General features: G+C 59.2%; 9 protein-coding genes. 8 read left to right on the forward strand and 1 reads right to left on the reverse strand.

Going from position 1 to position 19,526, the window contains the following annotated elements; translation table 11 throughout:
• Positions 1–110 precede the first annotated feature (110 nt).
• Positions 111–2,594 (reverse strand): kelch repeat-containing protein, encoded by a 2,484-nt coding sequence (locus I2E69_RS14065; RefSeq protein WP_195461867.1) that lies wholly within the window; start codon positions 2,592–2,594, stop codon positions 111–113.
• Between the two features lie 321 nt (positions 2,595–2,915).
• On the opposite strand from I2E69_RS14065, the gene I2E69_RS14070 reads away from it, so the two are divergent.
• From I2E69_RS14070 to I2E69_RS14105, 8 genes are all read left to right on the forward strand, one after another.
• A complete protein-coding gene (locus I2E69_RS14070; RefSeq protein ID WP_195461868.1) occupies positions 2,916–4,772 on the forward strand; it encodes a carboxypeptidase-like regulatory domain-containing protein in 1,857 nt (618 codons plus the stop codon).
• Between the two features lie 106 nt (positions 4,773–4,878).
• Positions 4,879–6,318, forward strand: coding sequence for a glycoside hydrolase family 76 protein (locus I2E69_RS14075; RefSeq protein ID WP_195461869.1), 1,440 nt, complete (start codon positions 4,879–4,881; stop codon positions 6,316–6,318).
• 22 nt (positions 6,319–6,340) lie between these two features.
• The gene (locus I2E69_RS14080; protein ID WP_195461870.1) at positions 6,341–9,502 is read left to right on the forward strand and encodes a SusC/RagA family TonB-linked outer membrane protein; all 3,162 of its coding nucleotides are present in this window, start codon (positions 6,341–6,343) and stop codon (positions 9,500–9,502) included.
• 36 nt (positions 9,503–9,538) lie between these two features.
• A complete protein-coding gene (locus I2E69_RS14085; protein WP_195461871.1) occupies positions 9,539–11,596 on the forward strand; it encodes a RagB/SusD family nutrient uptake outer membrane protein in 2,058 nt (685 codons plus the stop codon).
• Positions 11,597–11,614: 18 nt separating this feature from the next.
• The gene (locus I2E69_RS14090; protein ID WP_195461872.1) at positions 11,615–12,430 is read left to right on the forward strand and encodes a DUF3823 domain-containing protein; all 816 of its coding nucleotides are present in this window, start codon (positions 11,615–11,617) and stop codon (positions 12,428–12,430) included.
• A 100-nt stretch (positions 12,431–12,530) separates the two neighbouring features.
• Positions 12,531–14,708 (forward strand): hypothetical protein, encoded by a 2,178-nt coding sequence (locus I2E69_RS14095; protein WP_195461873.1) that lies wholly within the window; start codon positions 12,531–12,533, stop codon positions 14,706–14,708.
• A gap of 31 nt (positions 14,709–14,739) precedes the next feature.
• Positions 14,740–17,226: a glutaminase domain-containing protein gene (locus I2E69_RS14100; protein WP_195461874.1), complete on the forward strand. Its 2,487-nt coding sequence runs from the start codon at positions 14,740–14,742 to the stop codon at positions 17,224–17,226.
• A complete protein-coding gene (locus tag I2E69_RS14105; protein WP_195461875.1) occupies positions 17,227–19,524 on the forward strand; it encodes a GH92 family glycosyl hydrolase in 2,298 nt (765 codons plus the stop codon).
• Positions 19,525–19,526 lie beyond the last annotated feature (2 nt).

Raw genomic sequence — 19,526 nt, forward strand, 5'->3', positions numbered from 1 at the left:
AATGAGGGCAAGACGGACCTGCTGAACAGCATCACGGTTCAGTAAAGGCCGAAACTCGGAAAATAAATGCCGGAGTCCCAGACTCCGGCATTTTCTGTTGGGGCTTGTCGTTATAGGTTCCGGAACGGATAGGGGTATTCGGCCCCGAACGTCTTCTTGTATTCGAGGACGAAGGCTTGGTAACGGCTGCGGGCTTCCTCGTTGCGTTTCAGCCGGTTGAGCGACCGGACCAGGTAGGCTAAGGCCTGGTCGTTGAGCGGATCGATGCAGAATACGGCCTCGGCCAGTGCAAGCGTCGTTCCGTAGTCCTCCTCCGCAAAGCATTTCTCCATTTCGATTTGCAGGACGGGTTCCAACGTACGTTCCACCTCTTCCTTGAACGAGTCGAAAAGCGGCTGGTCGTCGTGTTTGAGGAATTTTCCGCGTGAAAGCAGTTGCACCAGTTCCCCGCGGTTCTCTCCGATCTGCTCTGCCGAGATAATCTCCATGCAGCGCGTATAGTCGCAGTAAAAAGCCGGTCCCTGTACGAGCCGGAAACAGCCCTTGCTGTAAACCAGTTCCACGTCGTCCAGTTCGCTGAGCGTCTTGCGCAGGTGGTTGATCGTCACGCCGCGCGAGTTTTTCACTTTGTCCTCCGGCTTGTCCGGCCACAGCAGCGTGCTGAGCCGTTGTGAAGAGATACCGTCTTCGAAGCTGTTTTGCAGCACGAGGCAGAAAATCTGTCGCTGCCGCGTGGTGAACAGGTAGGTTATATCGCGGTTATGGCGGTTGCGGACCATGAAATCGCCGAACAGGCAGATCGAATTGGGCCGGGCCGACATCTCTGCGGCTTCTGTTTCGTCCGGCGCTTCGCCCGGCGTTTTACCCGCGGACTTCCGGCGCCACACAATCCCCCCCCCGATTGCCGTCGCACCTAATACTATGATTAGCACCAGCATCCAGGATGTATCGCTCCTCCGGGGTTTGGCGTGGGCGGCCAGTTCTTCGGCCGAAATGGGCGGGAATGCCAGCCGATAGACTTTCATCCGCGACTGGATGTCGTCGTCAAACTCCTGTACGGTGGCGAACAGGTCGTCCTGTTGCGCGTCGTAGTAGAGGTTGGCGTTGGTCGTTATTTTGTCGGACCGGATCGGAATCGAGTCGCTCAGTATTTCGTAGCTGCCGTCCGCGATCGAGAAGCGGTAGAGGCGCAGGTAGGAATTCGAGACGCTTTCGGGGTAGCAGAGTGTGTAAAAACACGAATCGTTGAGGATCACCATGTTGCGTACGGGGACCGAATTGGTCTTCCGCCACGGTATTTCCCAGAGTTTCGAGATGCGGCCCGTCGTGAGGTCGAGGCGGTGCAGGTCGTAGAAATAGTAACGCCCGACGGACTGGTCGCCCGATTCGTTGCCCATGCCGCCGAAGATGTAAATCGAGTTGTTCTCCTTCAGGTAGCCCATCGAGGAGAAATAGCGCGGGAAGAGCGGGTCGCCGCTGAATTCGCCCAGCGGCTCCCAGTGTTTCGCCTGCAGGTCGTAGGTGTGGAACTCGCGGCTGTAACTCATGTTGCCGAACCCTCCGAAAATCGTGTAACGGCCCTGTTCGGGGTCGAAATAACACCCGTGGTGATGCAGCTGCGTCGGCATGTGTTCCCGGCACTCGGTGCTCCAGCGATAGGTGTCCAGGTCGAGGCAGGCCATGGCGGGACAGTCCGCGGGCGAGGTCTCGTCGTAAACCTCGTAGGCGTAGAGCTTGTTGTGTGCCGGGTCGATGAAGTTCATGCCGAGAACCAGTTTCAGCGGACAACGTTCGGCGAAACGGTGCATTTCGGTCTGCTCGGTGCGGACGTTGTATATGAATAGCGTGTCCCGATTGAAATAGTAAACCTCCTTGCGTAAGGGGTTGTAATTTGTCCCGGCGACGCTCTGCGATGCGAATGCTGCCCGGTAGCGCCAGTGATAGGCGTCGTTGATCAGCCATTCGGGATTCTGGACCCGGCCCTGCGGGCGCCCTTTGGTGTCGTAGACCGTATTTCCCTCGTTCTGGCTGAGTTCGAACGTGTAATTCTTGCTGTTGCCGACCGTGAGGTTCTGGATGGCGAACGAGGGAACGTCGATGATGTGGTCGCTCTTGCCGAAAATGATGATCGGGCTGTAAGTGTCCGGCAGGTTTGCCTGCGTCGCCGTAAAGGTGCGGTTGTGGATGGTCAGCGTGATCGAGTCGCCTTTGAGGTCGAAGGCGAGTTTCATGCGGAACCAATGGGCGTCGAGCAACTCCTCCCGGTCGATTTTCGCCGTTATCAGGTTGCATTTCCCCTCTTCGTTGAGTTTGAAGAAGTCGTCGCCCTGCCCGTCGTAGAACAGGTTGTAGATTTTGTCGCTCTTCTGGTTCTTGATGCGCAGGATGTAACCGATTTCGGTGACCGGATAGAGCCGGATGTCGAATTCGATGTCGAACCGGTCCGCGAACGACGGAACGCGTTCGTCGAAGACATTGTACGAGGTCCGCTTGTCGATCGGCAATTCGGCGCTGTTGAATTTCAGGCCCTGCGCGGACGCGGCATGAACCGCAGCCAGTGCAATGAGGAGGAGTGTATGGTAGTATCTGCCCATGATCCGTTTGGAGGTTCGGTCTTACAAAGATAATAATTTATTGGAAATATGAAATTTTTTTACCGGCCGGACGCTCCTTGATTCGGATTCGATTGCTAATTTCGCGCCTCGTTCGGCTCCCGGAAAAGCCTTTCCGGAGGGTTAAAAAATCGGGGATTAATGATTTTTTCTGCCGATTAACCGGATTTTAACCCTGTAATTAACCTATCGCACCTCAAATTTATCAAAAAAATACAGGCGGCGGGAGATTGAGGCCAAAGTCGAGCGAACGCCTTTCGATTTCTTAAAATTTTTATTAAAACTTACTAACAACTTAAAACTATGAGATTAAACAGACTATTGCGAACATTCGCGTTTACGGCGCTCCTCGGAGGGCTGGCTGTTTCGGTGAGCTCGTGTAAGGATGACGACACGAAGGGTGAGACGGAAAAGACGATCGGAGAGGTCTCGGGCGTTGTGACGGACGACGAGGGCAATGTGCTCGGCGGGGTCGAGGTGTCGATCGCCGATATCGTAGATTTGACGGAGACGAGTGTGACGGCTACGACTACTACCGAGGCCGACGGCCGCTATACCCTGACCGACGTGCTCGTGGGTTCGCACATGATTACCTGCAAGAAGGCGACTTACCAGACTACGAGCGTGACGCTCAAACCGCAGAAGTTCAACGCCGAGGCGATGGCTACGGTCAACATCGAGATGCGTTACGCCGCGGCGAAGATCACGGGTACGGTTCTCGACGCCCGCAACGACGGCGCTCCGCTGGCCGGGGTCAAGGTGACCATCAGCGAGACCCAGACGGGCATGACCGATGCGAACGGCAAGTACGAGATCGCCAACCTGCCGCTCGACGCCTACGAGCTGACCTTCTCGCTGAAGGATTACGCGACCGTTACCAAGAAGATGGGCCGCGACGCTTTCGAGAATAACACCGCCGTCCTCGACGTAGTCATGGGCAGCCCCGAGGTGCTCCGCGGCAAGACGGCATTCGACCTGCGTGATGCCGACAAGTGGTATTACAGCGAATACCGCGGCGGCGGAAACGATACGAGCTACCCGCACTGGGATTGGTCGACCGACTATATGGCCGCACTCGATTTCGTGGGTGCATGGCAGGAACAGAACGAAGGTACGACGCTCCAGATTCGCAACGACGGGGCCAACCAGAAGAATCCTGTTGACCTCGATGTCTTCGACTCCTATGTATATGGCAGCAAACTGATCACCGAGGACAACAAGGTGATGACCCTGCAGGTGCGCACGCACAATGCCGACTCCGAGAATCCCGCGGTCTTCGGCGTCCAGGTAATCGACCTTTCCGCCGCTGAGCCCGCAGCCGTGAAGATCGGCGGCAACGAAAGCTATGGTTCGGATTCGTACAAGTCCTTCGGCTTCGACCTGAGCGACTACGTCGGCAAGGAGGTCGTGATCGCCGTGGGTATCTACCGCGCCAAGACGGGCGACTACTGGAAGCAGCTGGTGCTGCGCCGTATCGCTTTCTCGACCGCGAAAATCGACGGCTGGAACTATATCACGGGTACGGCTGTCAACGACGACCTCAAGGATTGGAAGCTGACCATGGAGATGGTTCGTTCGACGATGCCGCACACCAAGAAGAAGTTCAGCGGCGTTACCGTCTGCGAAGGCGATAAGAACAAGGACAACCGCCAGGTTGCTTACCACTCGTGGCGCGACAACGCCCATATTGCCGCCGAATGGTCGTTCGTTCCCCGCGTCAAGGACCCGGAACCGTTTGCCGGCGAGGGTTATATCATCAAGACGCGCGGCGGCGGCACGGCGGTCAACACGATCGAGCCGGAAGCCTACCTCTATGCGAAGTTCTCGATTGCCGAGGGCAGCAACAACCTGACGCTGCGGATCCGCAACTTCGCCGGAGAAGCTACGTTCTTCAAGATCACCGCCATCAAAAACGACGGCACGGTAGAACACATCGTTCCGGCATCGAATACGGCCGCATCTTCCTCGGCAGCCCCCAACGGATGCTGGAAATTTGTCCACCAGAACGGCGGTCCCGGCAACCCGGATGCTTATGCCAAGTTCGTCTACGACCTTTCGAAGTTCAACGGCGAAGACGTGGTGCTGGTCCTCGGCGTCTACAAGGGCGAGGACAACGGCACTGAGAGCAAGGTCTGCATTTACGACGTTGAGATGAACTAATCTGAAAAAATCCTGCGCTTCTGCGGGTATCCTTCCTCCGGACAGGCCTTTGGGCCGCCATGGACGGGAGGATGCCCCGGGGAGCCGGGACCGATAACCCTGACTTATGAAAAAAATCATTTCTTTTGCGCTCAGTTCGCTGATGCTGACCACCGTTGCATGCAGCAAGACGAACGAGCCCGACAATACGGTCCGTATTCCGGAGACACCGTCCGAACAGTCCGTGCAGAACATGACACGGGCCATGGCGCTGGTCGACCGGGCGATAGAATGTTATTTCGAAGGCTCCGGCATGACCATGTCGCGCTACTACAATCCTTTCACGGGGACCAGTCCCGATGAAAAAGCCAGTGTCTGGATGTACGGTTCGTCGATCGAGGCCGTCAACGCCATCCTCCGCGGCCTGAAGACCCAGCAGCGCGAGGGTATTCCGGAACTCTACGACCAGCATTTCCAGCGTTACGTTGACCTGCTGGCCCAGCTCTACGAAAATGCCGATTACTACCTGGGAACCTATACCCTGACTTCGTTCACGCAGACCCGGAAATGGACCGTCTACGGCGTGAACCGCGGCAGCGACAAGGGTTCGGCGCAGGTCGACGGCATCCTGAACGTTTACGACGACCAGCAGTGGCTGATCCGCGAGTTCATCGAGGCGTATAAACTGACCGGCGACAAAACCTACCTCGAAAAGGCCGAGTACCTGACCGAGTATGTGCTCGACGGCTGGGACTGCACGCTCAACGTCGACGGCGACGAAAACGGCGGCATTCCCTGGGGCCCCGGTTACACGACCAAGCACTCGTGCAGCAACGGTCCGATGGTCAGCCCGCTGGTGTGGCTCTACGAGATTTACAAAGGCAAGGACGACCAGACCACACACCGCTTCATCGACATCGACAAGAAGCGCAAGAGCGAGACGGTCAAGAAGAGCCGCTACTACCTCGACTTCGCCAAGAAGGTCTATGACTGGCAGAAATCGACGCTGCTCCGCAGCGACGGCGTTTACCACGACATGCGCGGCGGATGCGTTCCCAACTGCGACGTGGCTTACGAATGGGTCGGCGGCGTGCGCTACCGTGCCAACACCCAGTTGACGCGCAGCGAAGGCGAAGCACTCTCCTACAACTGCGGTACGATGCTTTCGGGCGCTGCCGACCTCTACCGCGTAACCCGCCTGGGCGAGTACCTGGAGGATTTCCAGCAGCTTTCCGATGCCAGCTTCAACTACTTCGGCAAACTCAACCAGAACGTTCCGGGCTACTATACGTACAGCGTCCTGGGCTTCAACGACTGGTTCAACGGCGTGATGATGCGCGGCTGGGTCGACGGACACAAGTTCTACCCGTCGGTTTCGGCGCCCCTGGCGAGCTTCCAGGCCAATCTCGACTACGCCTGGTCGCACTTCCTGCGCAACGGCCTGCTGCCTACCAACCTGCTTGTAGGCTGGAACCAGGACCGCGGCAAGAACAATGTCGACGGACAGTTCATCTTTGCCTTTGCCGCAGAGTATGCCGGACTGGCCCGCTACGAATTAGAAAAGTAACCCAACTTAAAACCGAATGATTATGGAGAATATTTCACATCCGCGGCGGGGCTTCTTCGGCCTGCTGATGAGTCTCCTCCTTGTTTTTGCAACCTCCTCGGCGTGGGCGCAGAACGCAACGGTGACCGGAGTCGTGACCGACAGCAGCAATGAACCGGTCGTCGGCGCCACCGTCGTCGCCAAAAATACGAATATCGGTGCTGTGACCGACGGCGAAGGCCGCTATACGATCACCGTTCCGGCCAATGCGACGCTTTCGTTCTCGTTCGTGGGCCTCACGGGCAAGGAAGAGAAGGTCAACGGCCGTACGACGATCAACGTCGTGCTGAGCAGCGACCAAACGCTGATCAACGACGTTGTGGTCGTGGGTTACGGTGTCCAGAAACGCGGTTCGATTACGGGAGCCGTGGCTGCGGTCCGGGGTTCGGAGATGATCCACACCAAGAGCGAGAACCCGCAGAACATGCTCACGGGCCGCGTGGCCGGTGTTCGTGTCTGGCAGAAGAGCTCCGAGCCGGGAACTTATAACGCCAATTTCGACATCCGCGGCCTGGGAAGCCCGCTGGTGATCATCGACGGCATTCCCCGTTCGGTGGAGGATTTCCAGCGCATGAATCCCAGCGACATCGACGATGTTTCGGTGCTGAAGGATGCCGCAGCGGCCATCTACGGCCTGCGCGCCGCCAACGGCGTTGTGCTCGTCACCACCAAGAAAGGTCAGCAGGGCAAGGCGAAAGTGAGCTACAACGGCTCCTATACGTTCCAGGTCCCCTCGAAGATGCCCAAGCTGGCCGACGCTTTCGGGACCATGACGCTCTACAACGAAATGGCGATGAACAAGGTCAGCGGCGGCGCTCCCGTCTACTTGGAGAAGGATTTCGAGGACTACCGTACCGGCGCACGCCGCACGACCGACTGGAACAGCCTGATTTTTGCCGATTTCGCCCCGCAGACGCAGCACGATGTCAGCATTTCGGGCGGCAGCGAGAAGACGCAATATTTCGTCAGCCTGGGCTATTTCTACCAGGAAGGCTTCTTCCGCTCGGGCGACCTCAATTACGATAAATTCAACCTGCGCTCGAACCTGACGACCGAGATTTTCAAGGGACTGACTTTCGACCTGAAGATCAACGGCATGGCCGACGAGCGTAACAATCCCTATTCGACTTCGACGGACATCATCCGCAACTACTGGCGTCAGGGCGTGCTCTTCCCCGCCTATGCCGACCCCGAGAATACGATGCTCAACTACGAAGGTCTCGACCTCGACGAGAATACCGTTGCCAAGATGACCTCCGACGTTTCGGGCTACCGCAAATACAAGCAGAAATCCTTCCAGTCGTCGGCGTCGCTGACCTATGACCTCGGAACGCTGACGCACGCTTTGCAGGGTCTTTCGGTCAAGGGAATGCTCAGCTACGACTACCGCATGGACAACAACGAAATCTTCCAGCGGGAGTATTCGCTCTACGCCCCCGATCCCACTACGGGAAGCTACCTGCAAAAACTTTACAACAACAGTTCGCCCAACCGGCTCAAGCGCGAGTTCTACGACCGCCAGCAGACCCTGGGCCAGATCACGATCAACTACGACCGCACGTTCAACAGTGTTCACAAGGTTGGCGCGCTGGTCGGCTGGGAGGTCCAGAAGATCAAGGGCGACAACTTCTACGCCCAGCGCGAACTGGCCTTTGCGACGCCCTACCTGTTCAACGGTACGGATTCGAACAAGGACAGCGGCGCCAATTCCGGCAGCATCTACGAAAAGGCCTACGGCGCACTGATCGGCCGTCTCAACTATGCCTACGACGACCGCTACCTGCTCGAAGCGCAGTTCCGCTACGACGGTTCGTCGCAGTTCGCCAAGGGTCACCGCTGGGGCTTCTTCCCTTCGATTTCTGCCGGATGGCGCATCTCGGAGGAGCCGTTCTTCAAATCCTGTTCGGCCCTCTCGTTCATCAACCAGTTCAAACTGCGCGCGAGCTACGGCGAAATGGGTGACGATACGGGCGCCGAATACGACTGGGTGATGGGTTATACCTATCCGTCGACGAACAGCAACGGCGAAAACGGTTATTATAACCAGTACGCCCCGGGATATATCTTCGGCGGCAATGTGATCATGGGCGTCGACCCGAAAGCCATTCCGAACATCGGCATTTCGTGGTTTACGGCCCGTACGTTCAACGTCGGCGTCGACTTCGAGGCCTGGAACGGCCTGCTGGGCATTTCGTTCGATTACTTCGACCGCCACATGTCGGGCCTGTACGCTCGTCCCGAGGGCGATTTCCAGACGGTTATCGGCGCCACGGCCCCGCGTCTGAATGCCAACAGCAGCCGCAACATGGGTCTCGAACTCCAGATCACCCACCGCAACAAGGTCGGCGAATTTTCCTACGACCTCCGGGGTATCGCCACCATCACGCGTAACAAGTACCTCAAAGCGGTCCAGAACGGCGGCTACGGCAACTCCTACGACCGCTGGCGCCACGACAACCTGAACAACCGTTTCCAGGGCGTGCAGTTCGGCTACGAGTCGGCCGGGCGTTACCAGGACTGGAACGACATCTGGAACTATCCGATCTACAAGGATAACAACCTCCTGCCGGGCGATTATAAATACGTCGACTGGAACGGCGACGGCGAGATCAACTCGCTCGACGAGCATCCTTTCGCCTTCGACCAGACGCCGTGGCTCAACTTCAGCCTCAACTTCTCCTGCTCGTGGAAAGGCCTCGACCTGAGCATGCTTTTCCAGGGCTCGGCACTGGGCTCGATGCAATATCAGGAGCCGCTTTACGCCATCTGGGGCAAAGACGGCGGCGGTGCGCTGGAGCAGTTCCTCGACCGCTGGCATCCCGTCGACCCGACGGCCGACCCCTATGCGCCCTCTACGAAGTGGACCGGCGGCCACTACGCCTACACGGGCCATTCGCCGATCGCAAACTCGGAGTTCAACCGCGTGAGCACCGCTTACCTGCGCCTGAAGAGCCTCGAACTGGGTTACACCATCCCGCGGATCAGCAAATTCTCGTCGGTGAGCCTGCGTGTGTACGCCAACGCCTATAACCTCTTCACGATCACCGGGGTGAAATTCGTCGATCCCGAGCATCCCGACGACGAGCAGGGCCGCCTTTACCCGCTGAACAAGACCTACACGCTGGGACTCGCACTCTCGTTCTAACAGATCAAAACGTTGCGAATTACAAATCTGACACTTATGAAAAAGACACTGATAGCTTCTTTGTGCACACTGTTGCTGGCCGTCTCCTGCGTGGACCTGGACCTTGCGCCGAAGAATATTGTGACTGCCGACGACCTGCTGTCGAACGAGGCCGGTATGGAGATTTACCTGGCCCGCATGTACAGTCACATGCCTTTCGAGGATTTTAAGTACATGGCCCAGTGGGGTTATGAGTACAACGGCTGGCTGTCCGCCATGGGTATCGAAGGCACGGGCGAGGCCGTCAACCGCGACGGCATCTGTGCGGCGTTCACCGGCGAGCGCACGGCCTACTGGGGCGATGCGTTCAAACTGCTGCGCGACGCCAACTACCTGCTCGAAACGCTGCCTAAATACCGGGGATCGTTCGGCGAGGTGACCTACAACCACTACCTCGGCGAAGCCTACTACGTGCGCGCTACGGTATTCTACGCCATGGCCCGCCGTTTCGGCGGCGTGCCCCTGGTGACGCATGTGATCGACTACCCGGCTTCGGCCAGCGAACTCGAAGTTCCCCGTGCCTCCGAGGAGGAGACGTGGAACCAGGTGCTTTCGGACTACGACAATGCCATTGCACTGCTGATGCCCAAACTCGAAGCCTCTAAGACGGGTTATGCGAACCGCTATATCGCCTTGGCGTTCAAGTCGGAAGCGATGCTCTATGCCGGCAGCGTGGCCAAGTACAACGAGACCGTGACGGGCCGCCTGACGGGCCTGGGCCGCAAGACGGGCGTTCGTGTCATGGGCTTCGACTCGAAGACCTGGGAGGCCGCCTCGAAAAAGTACTTCACCGAAGCCTACAAGGCTGCCCGCGAGGTGATGGCCAACGGCGGTTATTCGCTCTACAAGAAGAAATGGTCGGCAACCAACCGCGAGGCGCAGTACCAGAACATGGTCGACATGTTCAGCGACCTTTCGAGCCCCGAGAACATCTATGTCAAGGAGTATGTCTATCCGACGCTGACCCACGGCTACGACGCTTACAGCTCGACGTTCTATTTCCGCGGTCCGCTGTCAGCCGGAACCTGCCCGACGCTCGATTTCATCGAACTCTTCGACGGCTTCGACCGCTACCGCGACGGTACGCTCAAAGTTACTGACGGTGTTTCGAATACCTCGGGCAACTACCTGATGTTCGACAAACCGATGGACCTGTTCGCCAATGCGGAACCGCGTCTGCGCGCCTACGTCATTTTCCCGGGCGACATGTTCAAGAACCGCGAGAACGAAACCCGCGCCGGCATCTATACGGGTTCGACGCCTGTTAAGCCGTTCTTCAGCGACTATTCGTACAGCGCCGCCGAAACGACTTACCAGAAACTGGACATCTATACCAGCGCCAAGACGCTCCGCATGAGTGCGAAGAGTACCGGCCAGGACTCGCTCGTCGTCAAGGGTGTCAAAATGTCGGTCGCCGGGGAGAACGGTCCGTTCTACGAGGACGGCGAGGCTAACCTGACGGGCTTCTATGGCCGCAAGTGGCTCAACCCCGATCCTTCGTTCGTCGCCAAGGAGGGCAACTCGGCCCAGCCGTTCATCCTGATGCGTTATGCCGAGGTGCTGCTCAACGCCGCCGAAGCCGCCGTCGAACTGGCGATGGCCGGCGTGGCTTCGCCCGACGGCGCCGACCTGACGAAGGTGGCTACCGATGCGGTGAACGACATCCGCGAGCGCGCCGGGGCCGAACTGCTCAAGACCAATATCGCACCGACCAGCACGGGCCGCGACATCGTCCGCAAGGAGCGCCGCAAGGAACTCGCGCTGGAGCACAAGATCAAATGGGACCTGCGCCGCTGGCGCGTATGGCACTACGAGGGCCGCGACGGATTCTGGGGCGAAACCCGCAACAAGGATCTTTACAGCAACAACTCGAACTACCGTTTCCGCGGTCTCTATCCGTTCTATTCGACCCAGGCCGACAAGTACTTCTTCGACGCCCATTTCCAGTGGGTCAGCCTGAAGACCTTCAACTATTCGGTTCTCGACTACTATTTTGCCATCCCGGGCGGCGAGGTTTCGAAGAGTCCCGTGATCGACCAGCAGCCGAACCGTTAACCTTAAGATACGCAGATTATGAAAAAGATAGCATTATACAGTTTATTGTGCGCTTCGCTCGCTTTCACTTCGTGCGAGATTTTCAAGGTCGACAACTACGACGAGCCCGCCGAAACGCTGCGCGGCGAAGTGGTCGACGTGGCCACGGGCAAACCCGTGCTGACCGACCAGGGCAGCGAGGGCATCCGCGTGCGCCTGCTGGAACTGAGCTGGGGTGAAAACGTCCAGCCCAATCCCGACTTTTTCTGCATGCCCGACGGAACGTTCCAGAACACGAAGGTCTTCAAGGGGGAATACAACGTCCGCGTCGACGGTCCGTTCATTCCGCTGGTCCGCGAGGACGAGCGCGGCGTGCCTCTGGCCGACGAGACGCAGACGCTGCAAATCAGCGGCGTGAAGAACGTCCGCTTCGAGGTCGAGCCTTTCCTCAACGTCGAGTTCGTGGACTATCCGATGGTCAGCGACGGTAAGATTTCGGCCAAGGTCCGCGTGACGCGCGGCGTTTCCGACGCGATCTTCCGCGAGAAGATCGAGCCGATGGGCGGCTGGAAGGACGAGTTCCTCAACGTGACCGACATCCAGTTGTTCGTCAGCTATTCGTCGAGCGTGGGTTACCGCGCCCGCGACGAACGCTGGTCGAGCAAACTCGAATACACGGGTTCCGCTTTCAACGAGTTCCTGGGCCAGCCCGTGGTCATCCGCTCGCAGGGTTATGTTCCCTCGGGCCGCAAGGTCTTCGTCCGTGCCGCCGCGCGCATCAACTACGACACGCCGGCCGGCAGCGGTACGCGCCGCTGGAATTACAGCGAACCGATGGAAGTGATTATTCCGTAAAACCTGTTGCATACGAGTTTAAGGTTTAAAGTTATCTTCGCTAAGAACCTGACTTTAAACCTTAAACTTTTTTTCACACCGACTGTTATAACGATCAGCCATGAAGAAATTTTGGATTTTTTGCCTGCTGGCCGCCGGCTTCGCTTATCCGGCCGGAGCGCGGCAGCCCGACGATGTAAAGACGACTTTCCAGTCCTCCCGCGAGTGGAGACCCACGATCGACAACCGTGCCGACGCCGTGATGGTCTACGGCGTGGGCGGCAACCCTTCGGACCGCTCGAAACGCATCTCGTTCGAAGACCGCGTCGCCTCGTGGCGCGAACGGGGTTATACGACCCATTTCATGACCGGAATCGCCTGGGGCGAATACCAGGACTATTTCACCGGCAAGTGGGACGGTGAGTGGCATCTCGACGAAGGTCAGGTGCAGCGCAGCGGCGATACGATCTGGCACGGACACCTCGTGCCCTATATCGTTCCGTCGGAGAACTACCTCCGTTACCTCAAGGAGCGGCATGTGAAACGTGTGATCGACGCGGGCATCGACGCCATCTTCATGGAGGAACCCGAGTTTTGGGCCCGGGCCGGTTACAGCGAGGCGTTCAAACGCGAATGGAAAGCCTTCTACGGTTTCGACTGGCGCCCGCAGCACGAGTCGCCTGAGAACACCTACCTGGCGAACAAACTCAAGTACCACCTCTACTACCGTGCTCTGAACGAGGTCTTCACCTACGCCAAGGAGTATGGCCGGAGCAAGGGCATGGACGTGAAATGCTATGTCCCGACCCACTCGCTGGTGAACTATTCGCAGTGGCAGATCGTCAGCCCCGAAGCGAGCCTCGCCTCGCTGCCCTCGGTCGACGGCTATATCGCACAGGTCTGGACCGGCACGTCGCGCGAACCGAACTACTTCGACGGCACGCTTCGTGAGCGCGTCTTCGAAACCGCCTACCTCGAATACGGCTCGATGGAGTCGATGACCGCCCCCACGGGCCGCAAGATGTTCTTCCTGACCGACCCGATCGAAGACCGGGCGCGCGACTGGGCCGACTATAAAAAGAATTACGAAGCTACCTTCACCGCGCAGTTGCTCTATCCCCAGATTGCCGATTACGAGGTGATGCCGTGGCCCGAACGCATCTACGAAGGGCTCTACAAAACCAGCCGCGACAGCGAAGTAAAAGCGCGTATACCGCGCCACTATTCGACGCAGATGCAGGTGATGATCAACGCTTTGAACTCGATGCCCGCCACCGATAACCGCCTGACCGGTTCCGCCGGAATCAGCGTCCTGATGGCCAATTCGCTGATGTTCCAGCGTTTTCCAACTCATGCCGGTTACGAAGATCCCCAGTTGGCCAACTTCTACGGTCTGACGCTTCCGCTGCTCAAGCGCGGCGTACCCGTGAAGACCGTGCATATCGAAAACCTGGGTTATCGGGAAGCGCTGGCCGCAACGAAGGTGCTGCTGATGACCTATTCGAACCTCAAACCCCTGTCGCCCGAGGCACACACCCAACTGGCCGAGTGGGTAAAGAAGGGCGGCGTGCTGGTCTATTGCGGCCGTGACGACGATCCGTTCCAGACGGTGAGCGAGTGGTGGAACAGCGGCGGCAACGCCTATGCCGCGCCCGCCGACCACCTCTTCGCGCAGATGGACATTCCCGCCGCCGCACCCCAGGGCGAGTATGCCTGCGGCAAAGGCACGGTCTGCATCCTGCGCGCCGATCCCAAGGAGTTCGTGCTCGCGAAGGGCGGCGACGAGCCGCTGATCAGGGCCGTCAAATCGCTCTACGAAGGACGAGCGAAGGGCGGGGAACTGACATTCAAAAATAATTTCTACCTCCAGCGCGGCGTCTACGACCTGGTGGCCGTGCTCGACGAGAGCGTCGGCGACGCGCCTTACACGCTGCGCGGTACGCTCGTCGACCTCTACGATCCGGAACTTCCCGTCTGCACGGAACGCACGATCCGTCCGGGCGAACAGGGTCTTTTCGTCAACGTCGGCCGTGTCGCGCAGAAGCGGCGTCCGCAGGTGTTGGCCGCAGCCTGCCGGGCCTACGACGAGAAAGTCACCGGGCACAGCTACGCCTTTGTGGCCAAAAGTCCTGCCGAGACCACCTGTGTGGCCCGCGTTCTGCTTCCGAAGCAGCCCCGGAGCGTGAAGGTCGGCGGCAGGGAGGTTTTTGCCCCCGCCGAATGGGACGCCGTGAGCCGGACCTACCGGCTGCGCTTCGAGAACGATCCGGACGGCGTGGCCGTCGAGATCGGCTGGTAAACCGAGAACTACTAATTTCTAACTTTCATACATGAAAAATCCCTTTTTATTCCTGATTCCCCTCGCTGCCGCCGCCTGTGCCGGGCAGGGAGCGACGACGGGCGAAGTTATCAAGAGCGAACTGCGGGCCCCGGCCTATCCGCTCGTTACGATCGACCCCTACACCAGCGCCTGGTCGATGACCGACAACCTCTACGACGGTTCGGTCAAACACTGGACCGGCAAGGACTTCCCGCTGATCGGTGCCTTGAAGGTCGACGGCGTAGCCTATCGTTTCATGGGCACTGAGGACCTCGAACTGCTGCCTGTCGTTCCGACCTCGGAGCAGGGCGAATGGGTTGGCCGCTGGACGACCGTGAAGCCCGCCGGCGACTGGAAGGCGCCCTCCTACGACGACGCTTCGTGGAAGAGCGACCGCGGGGCCTTCGGCACGAAGATCAACGAACCTACGGCCAAGACCGACTGGACGACCGAAAACATCTGGGTGCGCCGCACGGTGACGCTCGACGAGGATATGGCCGGGAAGCAAATCTTCCTGGAATTTTCCAACGACGACGATGCCGTCTTCTACGTGAACGGCGTCGAAGTACATAATACCGGTTCGACCTGCAACAAGAACGCGATGGTGAAACTCCCCGAAGCCGTCGTTGCGACGCTCCGCAAGGGCGAAAACCTGATCGCCGCCGAGTGCCGCAATCCGGTGGGCAACGGTTTGCTGGACTTCGGCCTGCTGACCCCGAAAGAGACGCAGACGGCGCTCGAAAAGACCGCCGTGCAGACCTCCGTCGACGTGCAGGCCACGCAGACGCACTATGCCTTCACGTGCGGGGATGTCAACCTGGAACTGACCTTCTCGGCGCCGTTGTTCCTCGACGACCTTGCGCTGATCAGCCGCCCGGTCAACTACCTGACCTACCGCGTCACCTCCGCCGACGGCAAGCCCCACGAACTGGAACTCTACGTCGAGGCGTCGCCCCGCTGGGCGCTCGACCAGCCTTACCAGGAGTCGCAGAGCGAATGCTTCGAGAAGGACGGACTCGTCTGCCTCAAGTCGGGCCGCAAGGAGCAGAACATCCTGGCCAAGCGCGGCGACCACGTGCGCATCGACTGGGGCTATTTCTACCTCGCGGCCGAAAAGGAGAACACCCGGGGCATGGTCGGCAACAGCGACCGCCTGCGTTCGGCCTTTATCGCCGGGACCACCGATCCTTCTGCCGTTTCGGGCGAGAACAGTTCGGCCCGCATGGCACTCGTGCGCGACCTGGGCGATGCCAGGGACGCTGCGGGTAAAATCATGATCGCCTACGACGATATCTGGTCGATTCAGTATTTCGGCGAAAACCTGCGGCCCTACTGGAACGCTGACGGCACGCGCACGATCTTCGACGAGCTGAACGCCGCCGACAAGGAATACGCTTCGCTGCTCAAACGGTGCTACGCATTCGACAAAGAACTGATGGAGGAGGCTGCTGCGGTCGGAGGCCGCCGTTACGCCGAACTCTGCGCGCTGGCTTACCGCCAGTCGATCGCCGCGCACAAGTTGGTCAAGGCCCCCAACGGCGACCTGCTCTGGCTCTCGAAGGAGAACGACAGCAACGGTTCGATCGGTACGGTCGACATCACCTATCCCTCTTCGCCGCTCTTCCTGTATTACAATACCGAGTTGGCCAAAGGATTGATGAACCATATTTACTATTACAGCGAGAGCGGCCGCTGGACCAAACCCTTCCCTTCACACGACGTGGGAACCTATCCGCAGGCAAACGGCCAGACCTATGGCGGCGATATGCCCGTCGAGGAGGCCGGCAACATGCTGGCACTGACTGCTGCCGTCTGCACGATGGAGGGCTCCGCTGCCTATGCCGAAAAGCATTGGGACGTGCTGACCACGTGGACCGACTATCTTGTCGAGAAGGGACTCGATCCCGAGAACCAGCTTTGCACCGACGATTTCGCGGGCCACTTCGCCCACAACGCCAATCTTTCGATTAAGGCGATCGTCGGCATCGCCTGCTACGGCCGCATGGCCGAGATGCTGGGCAGGCACGACGTTGCCGGGAAGTACACCGCCAAAGCGCGCGAACTGGCGAAGGAGTGGGTGAAAATGGCCGACGACGGCGACCACTACCGCCTGACGTTCGACAAGCCCGGTACGTGGAGCCAGAAATACAATCTCGTATGGGACAAGCTGCTGAAACTTAACGTTTTTCCCAAGGAGGTCGCTCCGAAGGAACTGGCCTACTACCTGACAAAGCAGAACCGCTACGGCCTGCCGCTGGACAATCGTGAGACCTATACCAAGGCCGACTGGATCGTCTGGACCGCGACGATGGCCGACGACAGGGCCACGTTCGAGCGTTTCATCGACCCGATGTACGACTTCATGAACCAGACCGTCGACCGCGTGCCGATGTCCGACTGGTTCTTCACCGACAAACCCAACCGCCGCGGTTTCATGGCGCGAGCCGTCGTCGGAGGTTACTGGATCAAGATGCTGGAACCGAAAATCAAAAAATAGATGAAACGCACCCTTGCATTCCTTTTGGGAATCGTCCTGTCGGCCGGCTGCTGCCCGAAGCCTGCCGCACCCGCCGCCGATCCGGTGGATTATGTTTCGACGCTGGTCGGTACGCAGTCGAAATACGAACTTTCGACCGGTAACACCTACCCGGCCATCGCGCGCCCGTGGGGTATGAACTTCTGGACGCCCCAGACCGGCCGGATGGGCAACGGCTGGACCTATACCTACACCGACGACAAAATCCGCGGGTTCAAGCAGACCCACCAGCCCTCGCCGTGGATCAACGACTACGGCCAGTTTGCCCTGATGCCCGTCACCTCGGGCCCGGTGTTCGACGAGGACGCCCGCGCCAGTTGGTTCTCGCATAAGGCCGAGGTGGCGAAGCCCTATTATTACAGCGCCTACCTCGCCGATCACGACGTGACGGTGGAGATCACGCCCACCGAGCGTGCCGCGATGTTCCGCCTGACCTATCCCGAGGCCGAACGCTCCTATCTGGTCGTCGACGCCTTCGATTCCGGTTCCGAGGTCCGTGTGCTGCCCGATATGCGGCATATCGTGGGCTATACGACCAAGAACTCGGGCGGTGTGCCTGCGAATTTCCGCAACTGGTTCGTCATCGAATCCGACACGCCGTTCCAGTATGTGGCCGCCGTTGCCGACGGCCTCCTTGCGGAAGGGACGGCCGAGGCTTCGGCCGACCACGCCGGGGCTGTCGTCGGGTTCCGCACCAGGCAGGGGCAGCAGGTGCAGTTGCGCGTCGCTTCGTCGTTCATCAGCGCGGAGCAGGCCGAACTGAACCTCCGCGAATTGGGCGGCGACTCGTTCGATGCCGTCGTTGCCGCAGGCCGCGACCGCTGGAACGAGGTTCTGGGCCGTATCGAGATCGAGGACGACAATGTCGACAACCTCCGCACGTTCTATTCGTGCCTTTACCGCTCGGTGCTCTTCCCGCGCGACCTCTCGGAGATCGACGCAGCGGGCAACCGCATGCATTACAGCCCCTTCGACGGTACGGTCCGCCCGGGCTACCTATTCACCGACACGGGTTTCTGGGATACGTTCCGTTCGTTGTTTCCGCTGCTGAACCTGGTTTATCCCGAGATGAACGCCCGGATGCAGGAGGGCCTCGTGAACACCTACCTCGAAAGCGGCTTCCTGCCCGAATGGGCCTCGCCGGGCCACCGCGGCTGCATGGTCGGCAACAATTCGGCTTCGGTCGTGGCCGACGCATGGATCAAGGGTGCGAACAAGTACGGCGATTACGATGTCGAAACGCTCTGGGAGGCTGTCAAGCACGGCGCCGAAAGCGTGCATCCGACGGTTTCGTCGACCGGGCGCCTCGGCTGGGAGTACTACAACAAGCTGGGTTACGTGCCTTACGATGTCGGCATCCGCGAGAATGCCGCCCGTACGCTCGAATACGCCTACGACGACTGGTGTATCTACACACTGGGCCGTGCGCTGGGCAAGCCCGAGTGTGAAATCGCCCCTTACAAGGAGCGCGCGATGAACTACCGCAATCTCTACGACGCCGGTTCGTCGCTCATGCGGGGCCGCAACGAGGACGGTACGTTCCAGTCGCCGTTCAGCCCCCTGAAGTGGGGTGACGCCTTCACCGAGGGCAACAGCCTCCACTACACGTGGTCGGTGTTCCACGACCCGGCGGGCCTCGTCGAACTGATGGGCGGTCCCGGGCGCTTCACCGCGAACCTGAACGAGGTCTTCACCATTCCGCCGCATTTCGACGACAGCTACTACGGCCGTCCGATCCACGAAATCCGCGAGATGCAGGTGATGAACATGGGCAACTACGCCCACGGCAACCAGCCCATCCAGCACATGATCTACCTCTACAACTGGGCCGACGAACCGTGGCGGGCGCAGTACTGGGTCCGCGAGGTGATGGATAAGCTCTATACGGCGGCTCCCGACGGCTATTGCGGCGACGAGGACAACGGCCAGACTTCGGCGTGGTATGTCTTCTCCTCGCTGGGATTCTATCCCGTGTGCCCCGGCTCGGACGAGTACATCCTGGGTTCGCCGCTCTTCAAAAAGGCGACCGTGCATCTTGCCAACGGTAAGACGCTGGAGATTACCGCCGGGAACAACTCCCGGACCGCGCGTTACGTCGAAGAGTTGAAAGTCGACGGTAAGACCAGTACGAAGAACTACCTGACGCACGAGACGCTCAGCAACGGTGCGAAGATCGACTTCCGCATGTCTGCGGAGCCCAACCGGAAGCGGGGTGTCGGTCCGCAGGACCGTCCCTATTCCTTCTCTGCGGAGCAGTAACG

Origin of the sequence: Alistipes sp. D31t1_170403_E11 (assembly GCF_015553985.1) — a bacterium.
In the GTDB taxonomy this organism is placed as follows: Bacteria; Bacteroidota; Bacteroidia; order Bacteroidales; family Rikenellaceae; genus Alistipes; species Alistipes montrealensis.